We start from the raw sequence: 26,143 nt of genomic DNA on the forward strand, positions 1-26,143 counted from the left end.
TCAGCGCAATCGCGGCGGCGGCACGTGGGGCTCCAGCGCCCAGTTCGCCATGGCCTGCTCGGCATCGCGAGCGCGGCGCAGGTTGATCTTCTTCGCGGCAAGCTGCGCCGATACCTCGAGCTTCTTCAGGTCGCGCTGCGTCAGTTGCCCATTGGGCGCAAAGCTGAAGCAGCAGAGCGTGCCGTAGACGCGGCCATCGGCGAGCACGATGGGCGTGCTCAGGTGGGCGCCAATCGAAAAATCGGTCGGCGGCAGCTCGTCGAAGTTGGGCAGCGCGCCCACGTTGTGCACGAGCCGCGGCAGGCGGCCGTCGATCACGCGCTGGCAAAACGACTCCTCCAGCGGCGACGATTGCTCCGGCTCGATCACCCGCGCCTCGGGCTTCGTCTCGACGCGCCGGAAGACCCGGCGGCCCTCGCAGAACTCCGAGACGAAGACCACGTCCATCCGCAGGTGTTCGAGCACCATGCGCAGAACCTCGGTCACCGAGGCGTCGATGAGATCGTCGGCGCCGTCGGGCGTGGCCACCAGCAGTTCGGAAACACGGACTTCGAAGGCGTCCGGCGCGTAGTCGGGGTCGTAGAAAACCATCGCTGAATTTTATTTTTCCGGCGCGATGACGCAAGCGCTGCGGCGAGGTCAGGTAGTTTTCAGTTTCGCGACGCATAGTTGGGTCTCTCCCGTGGCCTGCATCCTCTCTGATCCTCCCTCCTCCAGCAGGTCACCTTCCAGCCCGCCTCGTGCGGGCTGTTTTTTTTGAGGCTGCCGCAGGCAGAATGCCGCGCGAGGAGGATTCCATGTTCGATTTTTTCTTTCGTGGCGACAAGGTCACGGAGCCCAAGTACGCACAGCGCCTCATCGCCCGCATCCGCGAGAGCCAGCCGGCCCAGAAGCTGGTCTACGACGAGAAGAGCCACATGCTCGCCGTCGGGTCCGCGCCGGCGCAGAAGATCTTTCTCGGGAACATGTTCAAGGACTACCTGCGCGCACCGCAGGAAGAGCGCGACGGCCTCCTCACGCGCCACGCGATCAGCTGCACCGCCTCCCCCGCCATGCCCGGTGCGGAGGCCGACTACGACAGGGACGTGCGCCCGCATCTCGTGCCCATCGTGCGCAGCCGCGCGAATGCCTATGCGATCCAGGCGCTCGATCCGGCGGACTACCTCGAGGGTGCATCCACGCCCACGCCCACGCCCTCGAGCCAGCCCCTTCTCGTCGGCCGCCAGCTCGGTGAAGACCGCACGATCCATCTCGCGTTCGACACCGAACACATGATGTCCCAGGTGCCGGCCTCGTCCCTGGCGGAATGGGGCGTCGATTTCGAACGCGCGCTCTCCGATGCCTTGGTCAACCTGCGCGCGGCCACGGTGCCCCGGTGGGAGCCGATGGAAGGCGGCTTCTTCCGCGGCAACTGGAACGACTCCTACGATTGCTCCCGCTTGCTGCTGCCCGAAGTGTTCGCCGGGCTGCCGCTCGACGGCCGCCCCGTGGCGGTGGTGTCGGCGCGGCAAGACATCTTCGTGACCAGCGACCGCAACCCGCAGGCGCAACTGGCGATGCTGCGGCACGCGCGCGAGCGGCTCGACGTGAACAACCGCTGGTGCAGCGGCAGCCTGATCGTTCTGGAAGGCGAACACTGGAAGCCCTACGCTTCGCCCGACGCGGCGGTGCGCCAGGCCGAGGCCACGCTGTGCAACATCATCCTGAGCGATGCCTACGGCACGCAGAAGCCGGTGCTCGAAAAAGCGCACGCCGCCGAAGGCAGCGACATCTTCGTCGCGAGCTTCATGGCCTACCAGCGGCAGGACGCGAGCATCTTCAGCATCTGCACCTACAGCGAAGGCGTCGAGGCCCTGCTGCCGCGCACGGACCGCGTGGTCTTCCTGGAAACGAATCCCGACGGCTCCGTGAAGGAGCCGATGCTGGCCGACCTGCCATGGCAGACGGCCCATGCGATCGCCGGGCACCTGATGGAGCCGGTCGATACCTATCCGCCGCGCTTTCGCGTCAGGGCCTTCCCCGATGCAGCGGTGCGCGAGCAACTGCGCGCGGCCGCCGCACGGAACGCAGCGGCGGCCTGACGACGACGCCTTTACTTGGGCAGCAGCACCTTGTCGACCACGTGGATCACGCCGTTCGACTGGTAGACGTTCGGGATCGTGACGGTGGCGGTGCCGCCCTTCTCGTCGGTGAGCATGATCTTGCCGCCCTTGCTCTTGGCAACGAGCGTGCCGCCGGCCACGGTCTTCAGTTCGGCGGAGCCCTTGCCGGCCTTGATCTCCTTCTTGAGCGCGGCCGCGTCGAGCTTGCCCGACACCACGTGGTAGGTCAGCACACCCGTCAGCGCATCCTTGCTCTCGGGCTTGAGCAGCGTGTCGACCGTGCCCGCCGGCAGCTTCGCGAAGGCCGCGTTGGTCGGTGCAAACACGGTGAACGGACCCGGGCCCTTGAGTGTGTCGACGAGGCCCGCCGCCTTCACGGCCGCCACCAGCGTGGTGTGGTCCTTGGAGTTGACGGCGTTGTCGATGATGTCCTTGGTGGGCAGCATCGGCGCGCCGCCGACCATGACGCTGGCGGCCATTGCCGAATACGCGCCGGCCGAAAGGGCGACGGCAAGGGTGACGGCTGCGAGGCGATGAAGTTTGCTCTGCATGAAGGTGCTCCTGTTGTGTGACGGGCACGCCGCGAAATGCGCGACGGCTGCCTTCAATACGGCGCGTTGCACCCAGCAGATTCGTTCATCGACGAAAAAAGAAAACGGCGCCTGGTCGCGCCGTGGAAGCGATCCTCAGAACCGGAACGAGCCCAGGGTCCGCAAGTGCGCTCGCAATTCCGAGCGAGGTGTCTTCTTGGCATAGGCGAGCGCAAGGATCAGGCCGACGCCCGTCGCGGCCGCCCCGCCCAGCACCACCGGGCTCAGGAGAAAGCGCCCGATCCGCGACCGCGGCTGCTCACCACCGTTCCCCTTGCCCGAAGCCGCCTGCTCCAGCGGAGTGACCGCCCGCAGGGCACTCGGGTTTTCTTCCCCTTCGAGGATGCCCTGGGAAATTTCCAGCGGTGTCAGTTCTTCGGCAATGGGGCCCGAAAGCCGGGTGTCGTTGTTGGCGTGCATGGGAAAGCCTTTCCTCGCTGGTTGATCTTGCACCAGAGCCTCCCCTGCGCGCCTGTCGCGGCCGCTCAGCCAGCGGCGGAGATTCGCGTAGGCCGAAGACGCACGCGTGCGCCCGCACCTGCACGCTCTTTCAGTGCTGGGGCTGCTGGAAGTACAGGTCCGCAAAGCTTCCGCGGATGTGCTCGCCCGTCGGTGCGTAGTCGCGCACCTTCTTCGCCGCCACCGTGATCGCCGGATTGGCCCCCAGCTCGATCGATGGAATGTCGCGATGCACGATGCGCTGGAAGTCGATGAAGAGCTGGCGGCGCTTGCCCTCGTCCACCTCCACCGCGGCGGCTTCCAGCAGCCGGTCGACTTCGGGGTTCACGTAATGCGCCGCATTGGAGAACGGTAGCCCGACCTTGAAGTTCTTCGACCAGAACACCCGCTGCACGCCCACGGTGGGATCGAACAGGTTCGCGAGGCTTTCCAGCGTGATGTCGAAGGCCCGCTCGGTATAGGCCTTGTTCACGTAGGTCGCGAAGTCGCAGCTCTCGACCACCGCATCGATGCCGATGCGCCCGAGCGACTGGCGCACGAAGTCCGCCGCGCGACGCTCCTGGAACGGGTTGTAGAGCACCCTGAGCTTCAGCCGCGTTCCGCCCGCACCGCGCTTGAAGCCGACCGCATCGAGCGCCGCCTCGGCCTCCTTCGGGTTGAACGGATACGGCTGGATGCTCGCGTCGTGATAGCGCGAGATGCCCTTGCCGATGGGCGACGCCGACGGCGTGCCGTACCCGTACCACACCGTCTTTGCGAACGCGTTGACGTCGATGGCCTGCGCAATCGCCTTGCGCACCTCCAGCTTCTGCAGCGCGGGCGTGTCGAGGTTGAAGTAGATCTGCTGGTGGCTGCCCAGGTAGGGCGAGATGCGCGCGTCGACCTGGATGCCGGGCAGCTTCCTGAAGCGCTCCACGTCCGACAGCGGAATGCCGCCCGTGCCGTTCGCCAGGTCGGCCGCCCCCGACTCCAGCGCCGCCGCGCGCGCCGCCGCATCGAGCACGAAGCGCACCACCACGCGGTCCAGGTAAGGCTTGGGCTTGTCCCAGTAGTTCGGGTTTCGCTCCAGGATGATGTGGCTGCCCTGCACCCACTCCTTGAACACGAAGGGTCCCGTGCCCACCGGCGCGCTGTTGTACTTGCTGGCCGCGATGTCGGTGCCTTCGTACAGGTGCCTGGGCACGATGGGCGATTCGGTGGAAGCCAATGCCGTCAGCAGGAACGGCGCCGGCTTGCTCAGCACGATGACCGCGGTGTACGGGTCCGCCGTCTTCACATCCACCACGTTGGCGAAGGTGCTGCGCCCGCGCGGATGCACCTGCTTGAGCGTGAGGATCGAGAAGGCCACGTCGGCCGAGGTGAAGTCACGGCCGTCGTGCCACTTCACGCCCTTGCGCAGCTCGAAGGTGTATTGCAGGCCGTCCTTGCTCTGCGACCACGCGGTGGCGAGCAGCGGCTTGGGCTTGAGCTCGTAGTCGTAGGTCAGGAGCCCCTCGACGATCTTCGGGCCGATCTCGGTGTTGCCGCCTGCCGTGGTGGTGAGCGGAACGATGGAAGAAGGAGACGGGTTGATCAGCCAGTTCAGCGTGCCGCCGCGCTGCGGCTGGGCCGCGGCGGTCAGCGTGAAAGAAGCGAAAGCGAAAGCGGCGGCCACGGCCCATGCCGCGCGGTGCGGCATCGACCGCGTGAGAGTCCAGCGTGTCATGTCTTGGTCGCTCAGAAGGCCGGGATCACCGCGCCCTTGTACTTGTCCTGGATGAACTTGCGCACCTCAGGCGTGTGCAGCGCCGCCACCAGCTTGGCGACGGCCGGCGATGCCGCGTTGTCCTTGCGCGAGGCGATGAAGTTCGCGTAGGGCGACTTGCGGCCGTCCTCGATGAAGAGCGCGTCCTTGCTCGGATCGAGCTTGGCTTCGAGCGCGTAATTGGTGTTGATGAGCGCCAGGTCCACGTCGGGCAGCGCGCGCGGCAGTTGTGCCGATTCGAGCTCGCGGATCACCAGCTTCTTCGGGTTGGCGACGATGTCGCGCGCGGTCGACTTGATGTTGCTCGGGTCCTTGAGCTTGATGAGCCCTTCGCGCGCCAGCAGCGACAGCGCCCGGCCCGAGTTCGACGGATCGCTCGGAATCGCGACGACGGCGCCTTCGCGCAGCTCGGAAGCCTTCTTGATCTTCTGCGAGTACGCGCCGAAGGGCTCGATGTGCACGTCGCTGCCCGGCACTTCCACGATGTCGGTCTTGCGGTCCTTGTTGAAGGACTCGAGGTACGGGCGGTTCTGGAAGAAGTTCGCATCCAGCTGCTTGTCGCTCACCGCAAGGTTCGGCTGCACGTAGTCGTTGAACACCTTGACCTGCAGGTCGACGCCCTGCACCTTCAACTGCGGGCGGATGAATTCGAGGATCTCGGCGTGCGGCACCGGCGAGGCGGCTACGCGCAGAACTTCTTGCGCGTGTGCGGTGGCGCCGAGGCCGGCGATCGAAAGCGTCATCACGGAAAGTGCGCGGCGGATGGAAAGCAACATGGTTCTGGGTTCCCTCGAAGATGGGTCGATGAGTTGTGTTCGCTTGCCTTCTGCACGAACGAAGAAGGCACGGGCGCCGCAGGTTAGACGCGAAGCCCCGCGACCCAAACAACGGTTGAGCGCTTCGATATCTGATTTCCGCATGCGGCGTTCGTCCAGCCGCGGGTCGTGGGTTCAGCCGGGAATGCGCGCGATGACCTTGATCTCGAAGTCGAAACCCGCGAGCCAGGTGACGCCGACCGCCGTCCAGTTCGGATAAGGCGCTTTCGGGAAGACCTCGGTCTTGACGGCCATGATCGTGTCGAACTGGTTTTGCGGATCGGTATGGAAGGTCGTCACGTCGACGATGTCGTCGAGGCCGCACCCACCCGCCTTCAGGGTGGCCTCGAGGTTGGCGAATGCCAGGCGTACCTGGGTCTCGAAGTCCGGCTCGGGCGAGCCATCGATGCGGCTGCCGACCTGGCCGGACACGAACAGCAGGTCGCCGGACCTGATCGCTGCGGAATAGCCGTGCATGGCGTAGAGGTCATGCCGACCTGCGGGGAAAACTGCGTCGCGTGCGCTCATGGAAATACTCCTTGTGGATGAATCCCGGCACTGTAGTTTTTTGATTTGTTTGGATAAACCCGCGAACTGCTGCAACACTGTTTGCCTATTCGATCCAATACCGAGGAGTGGCGACGTGGACAGGTTTGACGGCATGCGGGCATTCGTGCGGGTGGTCGAGGCTGGCAGCTTCACCAAGGCGGCTGGGCACCTGGACATGAGCCGCACCACGGTCACCCAGCTGGTGCAGCAGCTGGAGGCGCACCTGCACCTCAAGCTGCTCAACCGCACGACGCGAAGAGTGAACGTCACGACCGATGGCGCGGCCTACTACGAGCGCGTGGTGCGCCTCCTGGCCGAGCTGGACGACATCGAAAGCAACCTCCCGGGCGCCTCCACGGCACCGCGTGGCATGTTGCGCGTGGATGTGCCCAGCCCCCTGGCCAACATCATCCTGGTGCCGGCGCTGCCCGCATTCCACGCCCGCTTTCCCGATATCCAGCTGGAAATGGGTGCGAGCGACCGCAAGGTCGACCTGATCGGCGAGAACGTCGATTGCGTGGTGCGCGGCGGCGAGATCAAGGACGCTTCGCTGGTGGCGCGCCACGTCGGCGACCTGCAATTGGGCGTTTACGCCGCGCCGTCCTATCTGGCGCAGGCGGGCACGCCCTCGCATCCGGATGAACTGCTCGATCCGCGCCACCGCATCGTCCGCTACCGCTGGGCCAACGGGCTGCCGTACGTGATGAACAAGGGCGACGAGAGCGTGAAGATCGCAGGGCGCTACCTGCTGGCGATCGACGACGGAAACGCCTACCTGACCGCCGGGCTGGCGGGGCTCGGCGTGCTGTGGCTGCCGGCATACATGGCCAGGGAGCACGCCGCGAACGGCGCGCTGGTGCGGCTGTTCACCGACTGGCGGATCGACCCGATGCCGCTTTACGTGGCGTATGCGCCCAACCGCTACGTGCGCAAGCCGCTTCGGGTGTTCATCGACTGGATCGTCGAGCTGATGGCACTGCACGCGCCACGCGTGCGCTAGCGGCCCCGGCTTGCCGCATCGGCGCCATCAGCCGGCCGCCTGCTCCTGTGGCTCGCCCAGCGACAGCATCAACCGGTTGGCCCAGTTGAAGAAGGCTGCGCCGTGGATCACGTCGGCAATCGCCAGGTCGTCCAGCCCCTGCGCGCGCAGCAGCTCGATGTGCGCCGGCCCGAACGCCGAAGGCGTGGCCGACAGCGCGACCGAGGCCGCGACGATTGCGTTCCAGCGCTCGCCCAGGTCGGCCCCGATGCCTTCGTCCAGCAGGCGCTGCACATCCTCCGTGCGCTGCGAGAAATGCGAGGCGAAGCGCGCATGCACCGAGGCGCAGTAGATGCACCCGTTGTAGCGCGAGGCCGCAGCCGCCGAGAGCTCGCGCTCGGCGCGCGGCAGGCCGGCTTCGGGGTTGTAGAAGATGTCCTTGTCGGTGCGGGTGCGTGCGCCCAGGATGTCCGGGTCGCGCGCCAGCAGGCGGAAGTACGGCGACTTGGCGCGCGATGCGTCCACCAGCCCGGCGAAATGCCGCTCGGTCAGCTCGGCCTCGGGCAGCGGCTCGATCCAGGGCAGCCATTCGAGCTGCGCCTGCGTGAAGGCGGTCGGATGCGTGTTGTGGGGATAGGTCAGCGTGGATTCGATGGTCATGGCGTGTGCCTCGGATCGGTCAATCGACCAGGGTGACGGGACGTTGCGCCAGCGCCTTGAGGCCGATGACGACGCGAATCTGAAAGGCGAGGAACGCCACGAGCTGCGACAGCGTCACCACCTCGGTGCTCGACCATCCGGCATCGAGCAGCGCCTGCAGCGCGGCCGCGCTCGCATCGCGCGGGTGAAAGACCAGCAGGTGCGCGTGCACGAGGCCGGCCGACAGCCGCTCGCCGAGCACCGGGTACTGCGCGGCGCTCACCGCATACGAAGGGCCGGGTGCGTCCTCTTTGCTGAGCGGGCCGCTGGGATAGCTTCCGTAAGGCCCTTCTGCCGCACCTCGCCGCGCTTCGTTGGCGATGGCCTCGACCACTCCGGCGCGCGCGCCCTGCCCGGCCAGCGCATCGGCATAGAAACGCGCCACCTCGGGCTGCCCATGCAGGCCGGCCACGAAGGCCGCGACGGCGAAGCGGTCCGCGATCTCGAAATTGCCGAACACAGGCGGCGTCGGAGCGAACAGCGAGAGATAGCTCTGCTGCGCATTCGTGCGCGCCTGTTCGCGCTGCGCACGGACCTGGTCGAGATGGCTGCCCGGCGCGATGCCGGCCAGCCGGTCGATGACGTCGGGGACGGAAGAAGAAACAGTGGCGTTCATGGGTGAATTTCAACCTAGAGAAGTGCGAGCGATTGAAGGTCCGACACGCCTTCGCCGCGCGCCCAGCCCAAGGCCGGAGCGACGACGGTGGCGGTCAGTTCGATGGAGCGCAGGATCGCCGCGTGCGGCGGATCGACCGAGTGCACCTGGCACACCAGGTCGGTCACGCGCGCGAGCGTGCTGTCGGCGCGCAGCGAAGTGATCACGTCGTCGGGCGAGCCGACATGCACGTCATACGCGGCGATCAGTTGCTCGAGCGAGGCATCGGGGCCGGCGCGGTCCGCGAGACCGGCCTGTCCCGATGCGGCAAAGCGGGCTGCCGAGCGGCGCAGCCCGATGTCCGCGAGGCGCAGCGCCTCCTTGCGTGTTTCCGCCACGAACACGCTGCGCGAACCCACGATGCGTGGCGCGCTCCCCGGCGGCAGCGCGGCCAGGTACGCATCGACGATCGGGTTCTGCAGGTCGGCGAGCGAGGCGTCGGTCGCGCGCTCGGGGCGCGGCTGCGTGCGCGAGAGCATCAGCCCGTCGCCGGCCTCCCCCGCGCGCGTGCCGCCGCTCACCGAGAACGTGGCCTGCCAGATGCGGTCGAGCAGCCGGGAGCCCGCGGGGTACAGCGTGTCGCCACCCGCGAGCGGCTGGCCGGCCCAGGCTGCGCGCACCGCGGCGAGCTGCCGCGCAAAGATGGCCGAGCGGTCGTTGCCATCCAGCCCGAAGGCCGCGAACGATTCAGGCGTGCCGCCCGTGCCCACGCCCACTTCGAGGCGACCGTTCGAAAGCAGGTCGAGCACCACAGCATCCTCGGCCACGCGCACCGCGTTTTCCAGCGGCAGCGTGACGATGCCCGTGCCCAGGCGTATGCGCTTCGTGCGCGAGGCCACATAGGCGAGGAACACGAACGGCGACGGCAGTCCGCCCTCGTGTTCATGGAAGTGATGCTGTGCCACCCAGGCTGAATCGAAGCCGAAGGCCTCGGCATGCGCGATCTGCGCGGCGACGAGGCGGTAACGCTCGGCGGCCGGGGCGTCGTCGAGCAAGCGGCTGAAGAAGCCGAGGCGAAGGCGCCGTGGAGGAGAGGAAAGGCCGGGCATCCGGATCAGGCGAAGTTGTCGAAGAGCCTGCGAGTCTTGCCTGCGGCCCGGCCGGAGGGAAATCCGGTTTTCGCGTTTGCTTATGCGCTTTGCGAGCGCCTGCCGCGGAGCGCGAAGCGTTCTCCGCGACACGCCGGAAGCCTCTCGAAGCCGAATTTCCAAGATCGAAAAAATGCTAAGTCCCGCCCCGGTTTTCCAAGACCATCGTCTGCCCTTTTGCGCCACTTGCGGACACGGTGACCCACTCCATGCTTTCCTCCCTGCTTGACAAATTCAAGTTCAGCCAACGGCTGCTTCACCTGGCGCTGGCCGCGCTGCCCTTCACGGCCATCGCGCAAACCAAGGCGCCCACGCCGCTGGATGGCGGCACGCTGACCTATGCGGTGTCGCAGGAGCCCACGTCGCTCGTGTCGTTCCTCGACACCAAGACCGACAACCGCAACATCAGCGCCAAGGTCACCGAAGGCCTGCTGCGCTACGACGCCAGGTTCAACCCGCAGCCATTGCTGGCCACCTCGTGGCAGGTGAGCGCCGACGGCCTGAAGTACACCTTCAAGCTGCGCCCCGGCGTGAAGTTCCACGACGGGCGCGACTTTACCGCCGAGGACGTGCGCTACTCGGTGCTGACGCAGAAGAAGCAAGGCCCGCGCGGGCGCATCACGCTGGCGAACGTGGAGCGCGTCGATGCGCCCGATCCGCTCACCGCGGTGATCGTGCTGGCCAGGCCGGCGCCCTTCCTCCTCAAGTCGCTGTCGTCGGCGGAGCTGCCGATCGTGCCCGCGCACCGCTATGCCGACGGCGATCCGCTGGGCAGCGCGAACATCTCGGCGCCCGTGGGCACCGGCCCGTACATCTTCGAGCAGTGGGTGCGCGGCAGCCACCTGGTGCTGCGCAAGAACCCCGGCTACTGGCGCCATGGCAAGCCGCACATCGACCGCGTGATCGTGAAGTTCGTGCGCGATCCGGCCGCGATTTCCACCGCCATCGAGACCGGCGAGGTAGATGTCGCGCAAGGCGTGAGCCTGGCCGACCTCGAACGGCTGTCGGCGAACCCGAAGCTCAAGGTGGACGACGGCTACGACGGCTTCCTCAACAACGCCTCGTTCCTCGAATTCAATGTCGAGAACCCGGTGCTCGCGAACCCCAAGGTGCGCCATGCCATCGCACAGGCCGTCGACCGCAACTTCATCCGCAACACCATCTACTACAAGCGCGTGGAGGTGGTGAATTCGCCGATCCCGCGCGTGCTCTCCGACTACTACGACGACAGCACCTTCCGCGACACCTTCGATGTGGCCGCCGCCAACAAGCTGCTGGACGAAGCGGGCCAGCCCAAGCAGGCCAACGGCCAGCGCTTTGCGCTGCGGCTGAGCTACATCCCCGGCGCGGAGTTCAAGCGCACCGCCGACTACCTGCGCTCGGCGCTCGCGCGGGTGAGCATCAAGGTCGAGATCGTCGACGGCGACCTGCCCACGTTCCTCAAGCGCGTCTACACCACGCGCGACTTCGACATCAACATCAACGGCCTGGGCCGCCTCTTCGATCCCACGGTGGGCGTGCAGCGCATCTACTGGGGCGACGGCGTGCGCAACCCGCTCATCTGGGTGAACGCCGCGCACTACGACAACCCGCAGGTCGACGAGCTGTTCCGCCAGGCCGCCGTCGAGGTCGATGCGGGCAAGCGCGCCGCACAGTTCAAGCAGATCCAGCAAATCGTGGGGCGCGAGCTGCCCGTGCTGCCCATCGTCGCCGTGCCGTCGATCGTGGTGCACAGCGCGCGCCTGCACAACTTTCACAACAGCATCGACCTGATGTCCGGCGACCTCGCCGACGCCTGGATCGAACCGAAGAAGTGACCGCCCGAGACCGCCTGAAAGCACCCATGACCACCCAGGACCTGCAACACACCCTGCTGGATTCGCTCACCTTCGCGAGCGCACGCGCCCAGGCCGAGGCGCTGGCCGCCGGCCGCGTGACGGCCGTCGACCTGCTCGAACATGTGCTGGAGCGCATCAACCGCTTCGACAACGACATCAACGCCGTGGTCGCTCGCAACGACGAAGGCGCCCGCGCCGCGGCCCGCGAGGCCGATGCGGCCCTCGCGCGCGGCGAGCGCCGGCCGCTGCTGGGCGTGCCGATCACGGTGAAGGAGTCGTTCGACGTGGCGGGCTTCGTCACGAGCAGCGGCAACCCCGACTTCGCGAACAACGTGGCGCCGCAGGATTCGCTGGCCGTGGCCGCGCTGCGCGGCGCCGGCGCGGTGATCGTCGGCAAGAGCAACGTGCCGCTCGCGCTGGCCGACCTGCAGAGCTACAACGTGATCTACGGCGTGAGCAACAACCCGTGGGACGTCACGCGCACGCCGGGCGGCTCCTCGGGCGGCTCGGCCGCGGCGTTGGCGGCGGGCTATGTGGCGCTGGAGCTGGGCACCGACATCGGCGGCTCGATCCGCATTCCCGCGCACTTCAACGGCGTGTACGGGCACAAGCCCACGGCCGGCCTTGTCGCGATGCGCGGCACCAGCGTGCCCTCGGGCCGGCTGGCCGACCGCGACCTGAGCGTGGCGGGGCCGCTCGCGCGCACCGCGTCCGATCTCGAATTGGCGCTCGACCTGCTGCTGAACCTCGAACCGCTCGCCGCCAAGGCCTGGAAGGCAACGCTGCCGCCGGCACGGCACGCGAACCTCAAGGACTTCCGCGTGCTGGTGATCGACCAGTGGCCCGGCAGCGCGCGCAGCCTGCACGAGGCGCTAGTGGTCGAGCGCGTGGTGGAGCGCCTGCGTACGCAGGGCGTGAAGGTGACGCGGCCTTCGGAGCTGCCGGCCGGGCTGCTGCCCGACCTTGCGCAGTCGCACCGCGTCTACCGCAGCCTGCTGGGCTCGTCGCTCGCCACGCCGCCCGCGCTCAGCAAGGCGGCGCAGAAGCGGCTCGAGACGCTGGCGCCCGACGACCACAGCGCCGATGCCGCGTGGCTGCGCGCGCCCACGCTGCGCCACAGCGACTGGCTCAAGGACAACGAGACCCGCGTGTCGCTGCGCCACCAGTGGGAACGGCTCTTCGAGGCCTTCGACGTGGTGGTGACGCCGGTGGCGCCGCTGCCGGCCTTTCGCCACAACCACAGCGAGCCGAAGGATGCGCGCACCTATCCCGTGGGCTTCGAGGACGGCACGCGGGAAGTCCGATTTCTCGACCTGTTCCATTGGGCGGGCCTGCCGGTGCTGCCGGGCTTGCCGGCGACCAGCTTCCCGGTCGGGCTCGATGACGAGGGATTGCCGGTGAGCGCGCAGGCCGTGGGCCCGTACCTCGAAGACCGCACGACCATTGCTTTCGCGGCGCTGCTGGAAGAGGTCTACGGTGGTTTCATCGCGCCGCCGGGGTATGAGACGAACCTGGCGGCCGGGGCATAGCACCCGGGCGGCTGTTGATCGATGAAGTCCCGCACCCGATAACCATCCGTTCGCACTGAGCTTGTCGAAGTGCCGCGCAAGGCTTCGACAGGCTCAGCCCGAACGGTTGTGGGATTGACGGTGATTAAGCTCAGGCCGCCTTGCGCTGCTCCACCCCCGGCACCGCCGCAATCAGGCTGCGGGTGTACGGGTGCTGCGGCCGCTCCCAGATGTCGCGGTGGCTGCCGGTCTCCACGATCTGCCCCTTGTTCATCACCATCACACGGTCGGCGATGTAGCGCACCACCGAGAGGTCGTGCGAGATGAAGAGGTACGAGAGCCCGAAGTCTTCCTTCAGATCCACCAGCAGGTTCAGGATCTGCGCCTGCACCGACACGTCGAGCGCCGACACGGGTTCGTCGAGCACGACCAGCGAAGGCCGCACCACCAGCGCCCGCGCGATGCCGATGCGCTGGCGCTGCCCGCCCGAGAACTCGTTGGGAAAGCGCCGCGCCGCATCGCCCGGCAGGCCCACGCGCTCCAGGATCGCGGCGATGCGGTTGTGTCGCTCCTCGCGCGCGGCCACGCCGTGCACCTTGAGCACCGACTCGAGGATGTCGAACACGCTGCGCCGCGGGTTGAGCGAGGCATACGGGTCCTGGAACACCATCTGCACGCGCCGCCGCCAGGGCTTGAGCGCCCTCTCGGAGAGCGGTGCGATGTCGGTGCCGTCGAACACGATGCGGCCGGCCGCCGGGTTCACGAGCCGCAGCAGCGTGCGCGAAAGCGTCGACTTGCCGCAGCCCGATTCGCCCACGAGACCGACGGTCTCGCCGGCGCGGATATCGAACGACACGCCATCCACCGCGTGCAGCACGCCGCCGCCGCGCTTCGGGTAATCGGTGCGCAGGTCCTGCACCGACAGCAGCGGCTCGCCGGCCGCGGCGCGAACGGGCAAGGCGCGCACCGTCGATGAAGGCTGGGGCACGTGCAGCGCGAAGTCGCGCACGCCGGTGGCCGGGTCGAGCCGCGTCTGAATTTCGGGCAGGCGCGCATCGGCATAGTGCAGCGCGCTGCCGCCGTGCAGCGAGGCGCCCAGCAGGCCACGGGTGTAGGCATGCGACGGCGCGGCGAAGAGCTTCGAGGTGGAGGCCTCTTCCACCTTCTCGCCGCCGTACATCACGGCCACGCGGTCGGCCCATTGGGCGACCAGCCCGAGGTCGTGCGTGATGAGCAGCAGCGCCATGTCGAGCTCGCGGCGCAGGCCGTCGAGCAGTTCGAGGATCTGCGCCTGGATGGTCACGTCCAGCGCGGTGGTCGGTTCGTCGGCCACCAGCAGGCGCGGCTTGCAGGCGACGGCCATCGCGATCATCACGCGCTGGCGCTGGCCGCCCGAGAGGTTGTGCGGGTGGTCGTCGATGCGCCGGTGCGGCTCGGGAATGCGCACGAGGTCGAGCAGTTCAACAGTGCGCTTGCGTGCGGCGACGGCCGACAGCTCCTCGTGCCGGCGCAGCGTTTCCCCGATCTGCGAGCCGATGGTGTGCACCGGGTTCAGCGAGGTCATCGGCTCCTGGAAGATCATCGCGATCTCGCGGCCGCGCACTTCGCGCAGCGCAGCCGGCGAGAGCGCGAGGATGTCGCGCCCGTCGAAGTGGATGCTGCCGCGCAGCGCGGTGCCGGGCGCCAGGAGGCGCAGCAGCGCGAGCGCGGTGGTCGATTTGCCGCAGCCCGATTCGCCGACCAGTGCCAGCGTTTCGCCACGCTGCAGTGTCAGATCGAGGTTGCGAACCGCCTGGATGGGGCCGTTCGATCCGTGGAAGAAGACATCGAGGCCGCGCACATCGAGCAGCGGCGGCGTGCTGGTGACTTGTTCAAGCGTCATTTCAACGCCCCCTCAGGCGCGGGTTGAAGGCGTCGTTCAGGCCATCGCCCACGAGGTTGAGCGCCAGCACCGTGAGCACGATGGCCGCGCCCGGCAGCGCGGTGAGGAACCACGCGGTGCGCAGCAGCTCGCGCCCCTGCCCGATCATGCTGCCCCACGACACCGCATTCGGGTCGCCCATGCCGAGAAAGGACAGCGCCGATTCGATGAGGATGGCGCTCGCCACCAGCACCGAGGTCGTCACGATCACCGGCGGCAGCGCGTTGGGAAGGATCTCCTGGAAGATGATCCGCGCATGGCCGAAGCCCTGGCTGCGCGCGGCCAGCACGAACTCGGTTTCACGCAGCGCGCGGAACTCGGCGCGCACCAGCCGGGCAATCACCGGCCACGACGCCAGGCCAATGGCGAACACGATCACCGGCACGGAAGGCTGGCCGATCGCGACCACCACGATCACGAAAAGGAACGAGGGCATGGTCTGGAACAGCTCGGTGATGCGCACCAGCACGTCGTCGATGCGGCCGCCGAAGTAGCCCGCCGTCGCGCCCACGAGCACGCCGATCAGCAGGCTCAGCGTGGCGGCCACCACACCGACCGCGAGCGAGACGCGCGCGCCGTGCGCAATGCCGGCGATCACGTCGCGGCCCAGCGAATCGCTGCCCAGCGGATAGGCCGCATCCTGCCCCGGCCACAGCAGCGGCGGCGCCACCATGTCCAGCGGGTCGCCCGGGTAGAGCAGCGGTGCGAACAGCGCCAGCACGAGCATGAAGGCCAGCAGCACCACGCCCGCCATCGCGGCCGGGTTGCGGAGAAACGCGCGCAGTGCGGCGTGGCGGCTGGAAAGCGGCTTGGCGTCTACGGCGGCCTTGACGCCTTCAGGCGCCTTGGCGACCGGTGCCTGCGCGCGGCGCGCAACGACCGGGGCCGGTGCGGGCGGCGCGATCGCGGTATCGAGGGGGAACGGTGTGGACATCGGAGATGGCAATCAGGAGATCGAAAGGGAAAGATCAACGCACCTGGATGCGCGGATCGAGCCAGGCATGCAGCAGGTCGACCAGCATGTTGGCCACGATGACCAGCAGCGACGACATCAGCAGCACGCCCAGCAGCACGGTGTAGTCGCGGCCCGCCACCGAGTCGAACGCGAGGCGCCCGAGGCCGGGCCAGCTGAACACCGTTTCGACCACCACCGCACCGCCCAGCAGCGTGCCGAAATGCATGCCCGCGACGGTGGTGACCGGAATCAGCGCGTTGCGCAGCACATGGCGCAGGTTGACCGTCCATGGGTGCAGGCCCTTGGCTTCGGCGGTGCGCACGAAATCCTGCCGCGTCACCTCGAGCATCGCGGCGCGCGTGAGGCGCGAGAAGATCGCGATGTAGAAGCCCGACATGGCCAGCGCCGGCAGCACCAGGTGCCGCGCCACGTCGACCACGTGCGTCCAGCCGGTGTAGCCCGCGCCGATGCTCTCGCTGCCACCGGTGGGCAGCCAGCCCAGGTGCACCGAGAACAGCACGATGGCCATGAGGCCGAGCCAGAAGCCCGGCGTGGAATACAGGAGCAGCGCCAGCACCGAGAGCGTGCGGTCCTGCCAGCGGCCCACGCGGATGGCCATGACCGTGCCCACCGCGATGCCGATGGCCAGCGCGAAGGCCAGCGCCGTGACCATGAGCAGCAGCGTGTTGCCCAACCGCGCGCCGATCAGCGACACCACCGGCATGTTGTAGCGCGGCGAGGTGCCCAGGCTGAAGTGCACCAGGTTGTTGAGGTAGGCGGCCAGCTGGTGCAGCACGGGCAGGTCGAGCCCGAAGTGGCTGCGCAACTGCGCCATGCTTTCGGCGGTGGCCGAGCCGGATTCGGCGGCCACCACATCGGCGGCATCGCCCGGTATCCACTGCATCAGCACGAAGTTCAAAAGGATCACGCCGATGACGGTGGGCACGGCCTGCCACGCGGTGCGTGCCAGCGTGCGGCTTGCGCTGCGCAGGTTCATGGGAAGAGGTGGTTGTGGTGGTGCCAGTCGATCGGCTCGCAGCGTATGTGCGCAGGCGCGTGCAGCGAAGGAAGCTTTTCTTCTACGGATATCCGGTTTGCTTCGTTGGGCCGGGCCGCGAGCGCCCCTAGATTGCGGCTCGCTCCACGGAACCACACAGATGTCCCTTCTCTCCACTGTCGGCAAGGTGTTGGCCACCTTTGCGCTGCTCCTGAACCTGCACACCCTGCATGCAGCACCCCCGTCGGGCGGCACGGTCACGCTGGTGCTGATGAACGAGCCGCCCACGCTGGTGTCGATCGCGCATTCGCACTCCTCCACGCTGGCCGTGAGCGCCAAGGTCACCGAGGGCCTGCTGAAGTACGACCAGGACCTGAGGCCCCTGCCCCAGCTCGCCACGGCCTGGCAGGTGAGCCCCGACGGCAAGACCTACACCTTCACCCTGCGCCGCGGCGTGAAGTGGCACGACGGGCGCGACTTCACCTCGGCCGACGTGGCGCATTCGATCCTGCTGCTGAAGGAACACCATCCGCGCGGCCGCAGCACCTTCGCGCCGGTGGAGCGCGTGAAGACACCCGATGCGTACACGGCGGTGCTGGAGCTTTCGCGGCCGGCGCCCTACCTGTTGAAGGCCTTCGTCGCGTCCGAGGCGCCCATCGTGCCGAAGCATCTCTACGAGAGCGGCGACGTGCTGCGCAACCCGAACGGTTCGGCGCCCATCGGAACGGGCCCGTTCAAGTTCAAGGAGTGGGTGCGCGGCAGCCACATCGTCTACGAGCGCAACCCCGACTACTGGGACAAGCCCAAGCCCTACATCGACCGGCTCGTCGTGAAGATCATTCCCGACGCGGCCTCGCGCTCCATCGCCTTCGAGACCGGCGAGGTGGACATCGGCCACCGCACGCCCGTGTCGCCCGGCGACATCGAGCGGCTGAAGGCCAATCCGAAGCTGGGCTTCGAGACCAAGGGCAACGCCTACTCGTACAACGTGACGCGGCTGGAGTTCAACCTGCGCCAGCCGCAGTTGAAGGCATTGAAGGTGCGCCAGGCGATTGCGCACGCCATCAGCCGCGAGGTGGTGCGTGACAACGTGTTCTATGGGTACGGGGTGATTTCGCATTCGCCCATCGCGCCGGGGCTCAAGGAGTTCCACGACACGCGCCCGACGCCCTACCCCTTCGCGCCGAAGACCGCCGAGCGGCTGCTCGACGAAGCGGGTTTTCCGCGCGGCGCCGACGGCACGCGCTTCACACTGGCGCTGGACTTCAACCCGAGCGACGTGCACAGGCGGCTGGCCGACTACGTGAAGCAGGCGCTGGGCCGCATCGGCATCAAGGTCGAGATTCGCGCCACCGATTTCTCGCAGTACGTGAAGCGCATCTACACCGAGCAGAACTACGACCTGGCGATCAACGGCACGAGCAACCTGTTCGACCCGACGGTGGGCTCGCAGCGCCTGTACTGGTCGAAGAACATCCGCCAGGGCGTGCCCTTCTCGAATGGCACCTTCTACGACAACCCCGTGGTCGACAAGCTGCTGGAAGACGCAGCGGTGGAGATCGACCCAGCCAAGCGCGTGGCGCTTTTCAAGGAATTCCAGCGCATCGTCGGCATCGAGGTGCCGGACCTGAATCTGCTCTCGCCCACCTACTTCACCATCTACAACCGCCGGGTGCACGACCATTCGCTCACGGGCGATGGGGTGGAGGCGAATTTCGCGGACGTCTATATTCGCTGACTCCCTCTTCTCTTTCGCGAATCCCGATGCCGTTGAATGCCCAGGAGCTCAAGCAGCTCGCCGAAGCCGCCGAACAATCGCCGCTGCCCGTGTGCGGCAACTGGGTGCACCGGGCCGCCGCCTGGGAAAGCTTCACCGAAGACCGTTGGCCCGCCGGGCTGATGGAGCGCGTGGACACGCTGCGGGCCGACGAGTTCGCCGAACCGGGCTTCGAGGAGTTCCATCCCGGCGGCACGCGCTACGACTCGGCCGATGCGCCGATCTCGGTGCCGCACTTTCCGTTCAACCGCAGCGAACTGTTCCGCTGCGCAGCCTGCGCGCGGCTGGTGCTGCGCTACACCGAATTCGGCGGCTACTACGTCGATCACCGGGCGCGGCGCGTGGAGGCCGCGCTGGTGAGCATCTGAGTATCTCGGCTACGCGGCGAGCGCGTCGGGCTCCGAGAAGAAGCGGTGCTCGATCTGCCGGATCGATTCGCAGTCGGCCAGCAGCCGGTCGAACCTGGCATCGAACAGGCCGACCATGCCGAGCGCTGTCAGCAGATCGGTGGTCACGTTCAGCCGGTCGCCGGTCTTGACCCAGCGCTTCACGCTCACGCAGGACGGCAGTTGCTCAATGGAGTCCCAGACGAAATCCCGGTTCAGCACCCCGGCCTTCGGCGACACCAGCAGGATGTGGCCGCAGAAGCCTTCGAAGCGCGGTTGCTCGCCCAGTGTCTGCTTGAAGCGCGTCGGGTTGACGAAGGCCTCGACGGTGACCGAGACCTGGTTTTCGCCCGAAACGGCCGTGGTCAGGCGCGGGTCCAGGCTGCCGTGCAGGCGCGAGTTGAGTTCGACGATGGTCGGGCCTTCGGCCGTCACGATCAGCTCCAGGTGCGAAGGGCCGTAGTTCAGGCCCACGGCATCGAGCACCTGCGCGGCATAGGCGATCACCTCGGCAAAGCGCGGCTCGGTGTGGTCGACCACGAGCATCTTCTCCAGCCGCGGCGAATGGCTGCGGTCGCGCTCGACCGCCCAGAGGCTCACGATCTTGTGCCGGCCCTCGAAGGACACGGCATCGACGATGTACTCCTGCCCTTCGCTGTACGACTGCACCAGGATCTCGTCCTGCACCTCGTCGTACCAGGACTTGATTGCCTGCACGTTGCGCGCGGCCTCCTCCACCTGCGCGAGCGTGCGGCAGATCTTCACGCCCTTCACGCCCGCGCTGCGCGTGGGCTTGATGACCACGGGCAGGCGCGCATGCGCCCGCGCCCATTCGACGATCTCTTCGGCCGAGCGCGACTGGAACTGCTGCGGCGTGCGCACACCGGCGCGCTGCAGCGTCTGGATCTGCTCGAACTTGTCGCGCCGCGCGGCCGTGAGCTCGACCGGGTTGCGAAACGGCGCGTCCAGCGCATCGGCCAGCAGCGATGCCAGCTCGACGCCGCTGTCCACGCCCGGCAGCACGACGCTGATGCCCAGGTCGCGCAAGGCGTCGGCGGTTTCCCGCACGTCGCCGCGGTGCACGACGCTGCGCACGTAGTCCGCGGGATTGATCTGGGGGCGCAGGCGCGCCGGAAACGATTCGCTGCTCAGCACATGCACGCACTTCACGCCGTAGGCACGGAACGCGGGTGCGAGGTGCGCGCTGGTCGATATGCCGTCGACGATGGCAACGGTGTCAAGCAATTGCTTCTTCATGGAGGATCTCTGCTGCGGTGGGTTGGAAGGTGCGGCGCACGTAGAGGTACGCGCGCCGCTCGCGGTCGGCCGCACGCTGCGGGCCGTAGCTGATGTGGAGGTCGCCGTTCTTGAGCTCGCCCGGCTGCGAGAAGTCCCAGGGCTTGGGGTCGCTGTCGAGCAGGAATTCGACGCGTGCATAGGCGCTGGGCGCGAACAGTTCGGGCACGGCGACCGGGCGGCCCTGCAGCTTGTCGAGCAGGCGCTCGACCATGCTGAAGCCGTAGCCGTCGCGCACGATGTCGCAGATGAAGCTGCCGGCGATGCGGGGGTTGAGCTCGATCACGCAGGGAACGCCGTCGCGCACGATGCAGTCCAGGTGCACCGGGCCCCAGGTGAGGCCGGCGCGCTCGACGGCCTGCGTGCCGGCGTCGATCAGGCGGCGCAGCGCGTGGTCGTCCAGGTCGAGCTCGGAGGTGTAGCCGCGTTCGAGAAAGCCTTCGCCGTGGCGTTTGAACTTGCGCATGGCGCCCACGTAGCGGCCGTCGAAATACTCGACGCAGTATTCGGCGCCTTCGAGGTACTCCTCGACGATCACGCAGTCGGTGAGGCCGGTGCGCAGGTTTGCGCGCAGTTCGCCGGCCAGCGCCTCGAGGTGCGCGTTGGCCTGGTCGAAGTCGCGGCAGAGCTTCACGCCGTGGCTCGCCGAGCCTTCCGACGGCTTGACCACCACTGGAAAGCGGACCAGCGGCAGCTTGCCCCACAACGCTGGCAGATCGGTCAGCGCGCCGACGACGAAGCGGGAGGTCGGCAAGTCGTGCGTGGCCAGGAGCGACTTCTGGTAGGCCTTGGAGACGGAGCGCGCCACGCTGGCGGTGTCCGGACCGGGCAGCCCCAGCGTTTCGGCCACCTGCGCGGCAAGGCGCGCATAAACGTCGTTCGCGGTGGTGACGCGCAGTTGCCGGCCGGGGTCGGGGTAGTGGCGCCGAAGCCATGCCACGACGACATCGGCATCCGTCTCCAGGTTGACGAGCTCGACCTGTGCCGCGAACACGCCGCGCAGCGAATCGTTCGGGCCGCTGATCACGGTCACGTCGAGTTGGCGATCCAGCGCGGCGCGCACCAGCGCCAGGCTGGTGCCGGTCGAGCGCGCGCCGATCACGATGAGTCGTGTCATTCGGAAATTCCCCCGGTGAAAGAAAGGCTCACAGGCACAGCGCCGCGAGCAGCAAGCCCGCGAGCCTGAAGAGCGTCGACAGGTCGAAAGAGAACGACGCCCCCGCGGCCAGTTGCGACGGCAATCCCGTCACCAGCGCGCCGAAGAGCGCGATGCCGATGGCGCTGCCGACCTGGCGCGCCGCGCCGAGGATGGCGGAGGCGGTCGCCGAGCGCTCGGACGCCACGCTCGCGAGCGTGCGCGAGATGATCGCCGGCGTGGCGATGCCCGCGCCGATGGCCATCAGCAAGAGGCTCGGAAAGATGCGCAGGTACGGCGTGGTCTCGTCGATGCCGTGCAGCAGCGCCGAACTCAGGGCCAGCAGCAGGAAGCCCGCGATCACCGGCACCCGCGGCGAATAGCGCTTGGCGAGCCGCCCGCTCGCAAGGTTCGCTACCATGATCACCACGAAGGGCAGCAAGGCGAAACCGGTCTGCGTCGGCGTGTAGCCCTTGGCGTTCTGGAAATACAGGCTCAGCACGAAGATCATTCCGTAGAACGTGACGTTCATGATCACGCCCAGCACGACCGACGCGGAGAAGGCCTTGTTGCGGAACAGCCCGAGCGGAATCATCGGCTCCGCCACGCGCGATTCGGTGAACACGAACGCGGCGATGACCACCGCCGCGATGGCAAAGCCCGACAGCACCGGCCCTGCGGTCCAGCCCTGCACGCCGGCCTCGATCACCGAGTGCGTGAGAAAGAAGAGCGCGAAGATGGCCAGCACCTGCCCGGCGACGTCCACCCGCCTGGCGGCCACGCGCACGGTCTCGGCGACGTAGCGGCGGGTGGCCCAGAGGCCGATGGCACAGATCGGCAGGTTCACGAAGAAGATCGAGCGCCACCCCAGGCCGCTCGTGAGCACGCCGCCGACCACCGGCCCCGCGGCGCTGACCACGCCTCCGATGGCGCTCCACCAGCCGATGGCGTGCGTACGCGCCGTCGCATCGCCGGCACAGGCGTGCGAGAGCAGCGAGAGCGATGTGGGCAGGATCAAGGCGGCACCGATGCCCTGCGCCGCACGCGCCGCGATCAGCACGCCGATGGACGGCGCGACCGCGCAGGCCAGCGAGGCGAGCCCGAACAGCACCAGCCCGAGGCTGAAGACGCGCCGGCTGCCGAACCGGTCGGCAAAGGAGCCCGCCGTGAGCAGGAGCGCGGCGAAGGCGAGCGTGTAGGCGTCGACGATCCACTGCAGGCCGGTGACGCCGGCGCCGAGGTCCTTGCCGATCTGCGGCATGGCGACGTTGACGATGGTCACGTCCAGCTGCACCACGATGAAGCCGAAGCTCGTGGCGGCCAGGGTCCAGCCGATGCCGGCACTGCGCCGCGGCGCAGGCCCGGGCGCGAGTTCGGCCAGTGTGGTGGTGGTGCTGCCGGCTGCGCTCATTCGCTCAACGCGGGCTGTCGGGTTTCTGCGCTGCGCGCACGCACCGGCTCGCTGGCGCGCGGCAGCAGGAACGGATCGAACACCCGCTCGTGCCGCTTGCCGAACGAGCGGAAGTTCCACAGGTTGGTCGTGACCATGATGCGCTGCACCCAGCGGTAGGCGCGCTCGTTGGCATCGAAGCTGGGCACGAAGCTGTCGCGCGAGTGCAGCGCGAAGCGGTTGTTGATGAAGACCAGCCGGCCGGGCTTGATGTCGATGCCCTGCGAGACCGCCCTCACCTCGCGATGAAAGTTCTCCAGCGCCGCCTTCGCGCGCTGATTCACCGGCAGCACCATGTCGGGATAGAACGCGACGGTGACGCGCGGCAGCTCCAGTGGGCCCGAGAGCACCGGGCTCAGGTCGGTGTTGTCGCGCGGCGTGGGCGTGGCGCCGCGCCAGCGGTACGGCACGCGGATGATGAAGTGGCGGCCGTAGAGCGCCTCCAGGTCCTCGTCGCTCAGTCGCGCCAGCGCAAGCCGCGCATCGGCCACCCGCGTGAGCGGCCCCTTGTCCTCGCCTTCGGGCGCACCGCGCAGACCGAGCAGCAGCAGCGCGAGCGGCGAGGTGTCTCCCTCGGGCATGAAGGCCTGGGCAGCGTTCTCGATGTGGAAGTCCAACTCCACCTCGGAGCCGAGGCCGGTGTAGTCGTGGCGCGCGTGTTTGTGCGGCGTGAGGTTGTTGACCAGTTCCAGCCCTTCGTGCGAGATCGAATACGGCTCGCCGATGGCCGCGCCGAGCGCCGCCAGCAGGTTCTCGCTGAGTACGCCGTCCTTGAACTCGCGGCCGGTTTCGCCGAACTGCGGGCTGCCGCGCACACCGGTGTCGATCGGCAGGTTGTCGACCACCAGGTAGGCGTAGGCGGCGCTGTTGGACGACTTGATGACTTCCAGAAGGCGCACGAGGCGCTCCGGAAACCCGGAATAGACGCGCCGGCGGAGCTCGCCGATGTACGCCGAGCTCCCCGCCGGGTCGTAGTCGAGGCCTGCGAGCACCTGACGGATCTGCTCGGCCTCGCTGGCGGTGATGCTCACTTGGGCGCTTGAACCATGGTCTGACATGAATGAAAACTCCTTGTGTGGGGCTACAGGCGCGCGGCATTGCGTGCGCGTCGCGGTGGGCAGTGGCTGGTGGTGTGCTGACGCTGGACGCGAGGCTATGGGCGATTTTTTATCTCAAAAACGAATCTATTTAATATTTCATATCTGATAATCAGATTTATAACTTTCTGCTTCCCGTCTTGAAAGGACCACCATGGACCGTGTATTGCTCGAAACCTTCAAGGCGGTGGTGGACGAAGGCGGCGCGCAGAAAGCGGCCAACGTGCTCGGCTGTGCGCAGTCCAACGTGACGACGCGCCTCAAGCAGTTGGAACAACGCCTCGGGGTGCCACTCTTCAACCGGCAGGGCAAGCGACTGCAACTGAACGAGGCCGGCGAGCGCTACCTGCCTTATGCGGCGCGCATCCTCGCGCTGATCGACGAAGCCGCCGCCGATGCACGGGCCGAACTGCCCGCGGCGCAACGCTTGCGCCTGGGCACCATGGAGAGCACGGCCGCGATGCACCTGCCCCATGCCTTGGGAAGCCTGCGTCAGGCCTTCCCGGCGCTGGAGATGCAACTGGAGGTGGAAGCCGAGCCGGCCTTGTCGCAGATGCTGCTGCAGCACCGGCTGGACCTTGCCGTGACTGCACGTGTGAGCGAGCGCGCAGGCCTGGTCTACGAAGCGGGCTTCGACGAGCCGCTCGTGGTGGTCGCGCAGGAAGATCCGGCGGAACTGCTGGCACAGGCGCCCGTGTATGCACCGACGCTGCTCGCCTTTCGCGAGGGCTGCCCTTACCGCACCATGGCGCTGCGCTGGCTCGAATCGCGCCGCATCGCCTGCGCCCGTGTGCTGTCGTTCAGCACCTACGGTGCGGTGCTGGGCTGTGCTTCAGCCGGCATGGGCATGGCGGTGGTGCCGCGCAGGCTGGTTGAGCACCAGGCGCAGTCCTACCCCCTGAAGGTCTATCGCCCTCGCGACTTGGCGCCGGCCACAAGCTATTTCGTGTTTCGCGAGGACTGGCAGCCCGGCGTGGAGGCCCGTGCGCTGATGCGGGAGCTGCGGCGCTCTGCGCGGCAGCCGGTGGCGCCGCTTTGATGCCTGGAATTGCAGAGGCGTGGAAAGAAAAAAAGCCCGCTGTCTGTTCGACAGCGGGCTCTTTGTATTTCGCAAGGTTCGGTGGTAGGACGTACTGGATTCGAACCAGTGACCAACGGATTAAAAGTCCGCTGCTCTACCAACTGAGCTAACGTCCCGGAACCATTTTTTTTGCTTCTTGCCGATGTTGAATCCGGCAAAGCCAAAGATTATAGCGCGGCGTTGCTCGCGATTTTGTCGAGCACCCAACCTGCTGCACATTGTCCGAAAGTGGCAGTGACGCTCACCACCGAACCGTAGCCGTGGCAATTGAGCGAACCGTCGCCTTCCTCGATCGCGCAGGACGCATCGGGCGGCGCAACGCTTTCACGGCTGAAGACGCAGGTCACGCCGATCTTCTTGCCCTCGCGCGGCGCACCGTGGTCCTTGCGCAGGCGCTGGCGAAGCTGGGCGAGCAACGGGTCGTGCGTGACAAGCGAAAGATCGTCGATATCGACCTTGTGCGCCTGTCGCTTGCCGCCTGCCGCTCCGACGGTGATGAACGCAGCATCACGCGATCCGCGTGCCCACGCGGCCATGGTCAGCTTGGCTTTCACCTGGTCGCAGGCATCGATGACGGCGGTGGCCGGGCCGTTCGCGGCCTGTGCGGCATCGAGCAAGGCAGTCCAGTTGCCGGGCTCCACGAATTCATCGAGCGCGAGCACCTTGCAGTCGGGATTGATCTGCGCGATGCGGTCGCGCATGGCCTCGACCTTGGACTGCCCCACGGTCGCCTCGAGCGCGTGGATCTGCCGGTTGATGTTCGACTCCGACACATGATCGAGATCGACCAGCGTCAGCCGCCCCACCCCGCTGCGCGCCAATGCCTCCACCGCCCACGAGCCCACGCCGCCGATACCGGCGACCAGCACATGCGCGTTGCGGATGCGCGCGGCACCAGCAACGCCATAGAGCCGCTCGAGGCCGCCGAAGCGGCGCGCAAAGTCAGGCGCCGCGGTGTCGTTGGTGACGACATCCGCGGCGACCGGTGTGAACGCTGCAGGAAGGGTGGCGCTCAAGCGGAG

The 26,143-nt window shown here is 67.4% G+C and carries 24 protein-coding genes and 1 tRNA gene; 7 read left to right on the top strand and 18 right to left on the bottom strand.

Annotated elements, in window-relative coordinates; translation table 11 throughout:
- A complete protein-coding gene (locus tag J2W23_RS24385) occupies nucleotides 1-591 on the bottom strand; it encodes a GAF domain-containing protein (protein ID WP_176657269.1) in 591 nt (196 codons plus the stop codon).
- A gap of 206 nt (nucleotides 592-797) precedes the next feature.
- On the opposite strand from J2W23_RS24385, the gene J2W23_RS24390 reads away from it, so the two are divergent.
- Nucleotides 798-2,081, top strand: coding sequence for a hypothetical protein (locus J2W23_RS24390; protein ID WP_307650580.1), 1,284 nt, complete (start codon nucleotides 798-800; stop codon nucleotides 2,079-2,081).
- Between the two features lie 11 nt (nucleotides 2,082-2,092).
- Here J2W23_RS24390 and J2W23_RS24395 read toward each other — a convergent pair whose 3' ends face one another.
- The 5 genes from J2W23_RS24395 to J2W23_RS24415 form a co-directional block, all read right to left on the bottom strand.
- Entirely contained in the window at nucleotides 2,093-2,653 is a 561-nt protein-coding gene (locus J2W23_RS24395) for a fasciclin domain-containing protein (RefSeq protein WP_307650581.1), read from the bottom strand.
- Nucleotides 2,654-2,788: 135 nt separating this feature from the next.
- Nucleotides 2,789-3,112 (bottom strand): hypothetical protein, encoded by a 324-nt coding sequence (locus tag J2W23_RS24400; protein ID WP_176657266.1) that lies wholly within the window; start codon nucleotides 3,110-3,112, stop codon nucleotides 2,789-2,791.
- Nucleotides 3,113-3,242: 130 nt separating this feature from the next.
- A complete protein-coding gene (locus tag J2W23_RS24405) occupies nucleotides 3,243-4,856 on the bottom strand; it encodes an ABC transporter substrate-binding protein (protein ID WP_444875751.1) in 1,614 nt (537 codons plus the stop codon).
- 11 nt (nucleotides 4,857-4,867) lie between these two features.
- A complete protein-coding gene (locus J2W23_RS24410) occupies nucleotides 4,868-5,671 on the bottom strand; it encodes a MetQ/NlpA family ABC transporter substrate-binding protein (protein ID WP_307650582.1) in 804 nt (267 codons plus the stop codon).
- Nucleotides 5,672-5,845: 174 nt separating this feature from the next.
- A complete protein-coding gene (locus tag J2W23_RS24415) occupies nucleotides 5,846-6,238 on the bottom strand; it encodes a RidA family protein (protein WP_307650583.1) in 393 nt (130 codons plus the stop codon).
- Nucleotides 6,239-6,353: 115 nt separating this feature from the next.
- Here J2W23_RS24415 and J2W23_RS24420 point away from each other — a divergent pair, with 115 nt between their 5' ends.
- Nucleotides 6,354-7,259 carry a LysR family transcriptional regulator gene (locus J2W23_RS24420; protein ID WP_307650584.1) on the top strand — a complete coding sequence of 302 codons (906 nt, stop codon included), beginning with the start codon at nucleotides 6,354-6,356 and terminating at the stop codon, nucleotides 7,257-7,259.
- A 27-nt stretch (nucleotides 7,260-7,286) separates the two neighbouring features.
- On the opposite strand, the gene J2W23_RS24425 is transcribed toward J2W23_RS24420, so the two are convergent.
- The 3 genes from J2W23_RS24425 to J2W23_RS24435 are packed head-to-tail and all read right to left on the bottom strand — an operon-like array spanning nucleotide 7,287 to nucleotide 9,641.
- A complete protein-coding gene (locus J2W23_RS24425; protein WP_307650585.1) occupies nucleotides 7,287-7,898 on the bottom strand; it encodes an alkylhydroperoxidase domain protein in 612 nt (203 codons plus the stop codon).
- 19 nt (nucleotides 7,899-7,917) lie between these two features.
- Entirely contained in the window at nucleotides 7,918-8,553 is a 636-nt protein-coding gene (locus J2W23_RS24430; RefSeq protein WP_307650586.1) for a CMD domain protein, read from the bottom strand.
- A 14-nt stretch (nucleotides 8,554-8,567) separates the two neighbouring features.
- On the bottom strand, nucleotides 8,568-9,641 hold the full coding sequence (locus J2W23_RS24435) for a putative FMN-dependent luciferase-like monooxygenase (RefSeq protein ID WP_307650587.1): 1,074 nt from the start codon (nucleotides 9,639-9,641) through the stop codon (nucleotides 8,568-8,570).
- A gap of 248 nt (nucleotides 9,642-9,889) precedes the next feature.
- Here J2W23_RS24435 and J2W23_RS24440 point away from each other — a divergent pair, with 248 nt between their 5' ends.
- Both J2W23_RS24440 and J2W23_RS24445 read left to right on the top strand, forming a co-directional pair.
- Entirely contained in the window at nucleotides 9,890-11,497 is a 1,608-nt protein-coding gene (locus tag J2W23_RS24440; protein WP_307650588.1) for an ABC transporter substrate-binding protein, read from the top strand.
- 26 nt (nucleotides 11,498-11,523) lie between these two features.
- Nucleotides 11,524-13,047, top strand: coding sequence for an amidase (locus J2W23_RS24445; RefSeq protein WP_307650589.1), 1,524 nt, complete (start codon nucleotides 11,524-11,526; stop codon nucleotides 13,045-13,047).
- Between the two features lie 130 nt (nucleotides 13,048-13,177).
- Here the strand turns inward: J2W23_RS24445 and J2W23_RS24450 are convergent, their stop codons facing one another.
- From J2W23_RS24450 to J2W23_RS24460, 3 genes are read right to left on the bottom strand one after another with little or no spacing between them, the layout of a single operon-like run.
- On the bottom strand, nucleotides 13,178-14,908 hold the full coding sequence (locus J2W23_RS24450) for an ABC transporter ATP-binding protein (protein ID WP_307650590.1): 1,731 nt from the start codon (nucleotides 14,906-14,908) through the stop codon (nucleotides 13,178-13,180).
- Nucleotide 14,909: 1 nt separating this feature from the next.
- Nucleotides 14,910-15,881, bottom strand: coding sequence for an ABC transporter permease (locus J2W23_RS24455; protein WP_307650591.1), 972 nt, complete (start codon nucleotides 15,879-15,881; stop codon nucleotides 14,910-14,912).
- A gap of 34 nt (nucleotides 15,882-15,915) precedes the next feature.
- On the bottom strand, nucleotides 15,916-16,899 hold the full coding sequence (locus J2W23_RS24460) for an ABC transporter permease (RefSeq protein ID WP_307650592.1): 984 nt from the start codon (nucleotides 16,897-16,899) through the stop codon (nucleotides 15,916-15,918).
- 160 nt (nucleotides 16,900-17,059) lie between these two features.
- On the opposite strand from J2W23_RS24460, the gene J2W23_RS24465 reads away from it, so the two are divergent.
- Both J2W23_RS24465 and J2W23_RS24470 read left to right on the top strand, forming a co-directional pair.
- Nucleotides 17,060-18,637, top strand: a complete 1,578-nt coding sequence (locus J2W23_RS24465; RefSeq protein ID WP_307650593.1) for an ABC transporter substrate-binding protein — start codon at nucleotides 17,060-17,062, stop codon at nucleotides 18,635-18,637.
- A 26-nt stretch (nucleotides 18,638-18,663) separates the two neighbouring features.
- On the top strand, nucleotides 18,664-19,044 hold the full coding sequence (locus tag J2W23_RS24470) for a hypothetical protein (protein ID WP_307650594.1): 381 nt from the start codon (nucleotides 18,664-18,666) through the stop codon (nucleotides 19,042-19,044).
- 9 nt (nucleotides 19,045-19,053) lie between these two features.
- Here J2W23_RS24470 and J2W23_RS24475 read toward each other — a convergent pair whose 3' ends face one another.
- The 4 genes from J2W23_RS24475 to J2W23_RS24490 are packed head-to-tail and all read right to left on the bottom strand — an operon-like array spanning nucleotide 19,054 to nucleotide 23,974.
- Nucleotides 19,054-20,319: an ATP-grasp domain-containing protein gene (locus J2W23_RS24475; RefSeq protein ID WP_307650595.1), complete on the bottom strand. Its 1,266-nt coding sequence runs from the start codon at nucleotides 20,317-20,319 to the stop codon at nucleotides 19,054-19,056.
- Nucleotides 20,300-21,475, bottom strand: coding sequence for an ATP-grasp domain-containing protein (locus tag J2W23_RS24480; RefSeq protein ID WP_307650596.1), 1,176 nt, complete (start codon nucleotides 21,473-21,475; stop codon nucleotides 20,300-20,302). Before J2W23_RS24480 ends, J2W23_RS24475 begins: the two co-directional genes overlap by 20 nt.
- A gap of 28 nt (nucleotides 21,476-21,503) precedes the next feature.
- Complete coding sequence (locus J2W23_RS24485; protein ID WP_307650597.1) at nucleotides 21,504-22,904, bottom strand: MFS transporter; 1,401 nt, start codon at nucleotides 22,902-22,904, stop codon at nucleotides 21,504-21,506.
- Nucleotides 22,901-23,974, bottom strand: a complete 1,074-nt coding sequence (locus J2W23_RS24490; protein WP_307650598.1) for a TauD/TfdA family dioxygenase — start codon at nucleotides 23,972-23,974, stop codon at nucleotides 22,901-22,903. Before J2W23_RS24490 ends, J2W23_RS24485 begins: the two co-directional genes overlap by 4 nt.
- Before the next feature lie 220 nt (nucleotides 23,975-24,194).
- Between J2W23_RS24490 and J2W23_RS24495 the strand changes: the two genes are divergently transcribed.
- Entirely contained in the window at nucleotides 24,195-25,079 is an 885-nt protein-coding gene (locus J2W23_RS24495) for a LysR family transcriptional regulator (protein ID WP_307650599.1), read from the top strand.
- An 82-nt stretch (nucleotides 25,080-25,161) separates the two neighbouring features.
- Here the strand turns inward: J2W23_RS24495 and J2W23_RS24500 are convergent.
- Together J2W23_RS24500 and J2W23_RS24505 are read right to left on the bottom strand one after the other, a co-directional pair.
- A tRNA-Lys gene (locus J2W23_RS24500) sits at nucleotides 25,162-25,237 on the bottom strand.
- Nucleotides 25,238-25,288: 51 nt separating this feature from the next.
- Nucleotides 25,289-26,137, bottom strand: a complete 849-nt coding sequence (locus J2W23_RS24505) for a tRNA threonylcarbamoyladenosine dehydratase (protein ID WP_307650600.1) — start codon at nucleotides 26,135-26,137, stop codon at nucleotides 25,289-25,291.
- Nucleotides 26,138-26,143: the final 6 nt, after the last annotated feature.

Source organism: Variovorax boronicumulans (assembly GCF_030812215.1).
Taxonomy (GTDB): Bacteria; Pseudomonadota; Gammaproteobacteria; order Burkholderiales; family Burkholderiaceae_C; genus Variovorax; species Variovorax boronicumulans_C.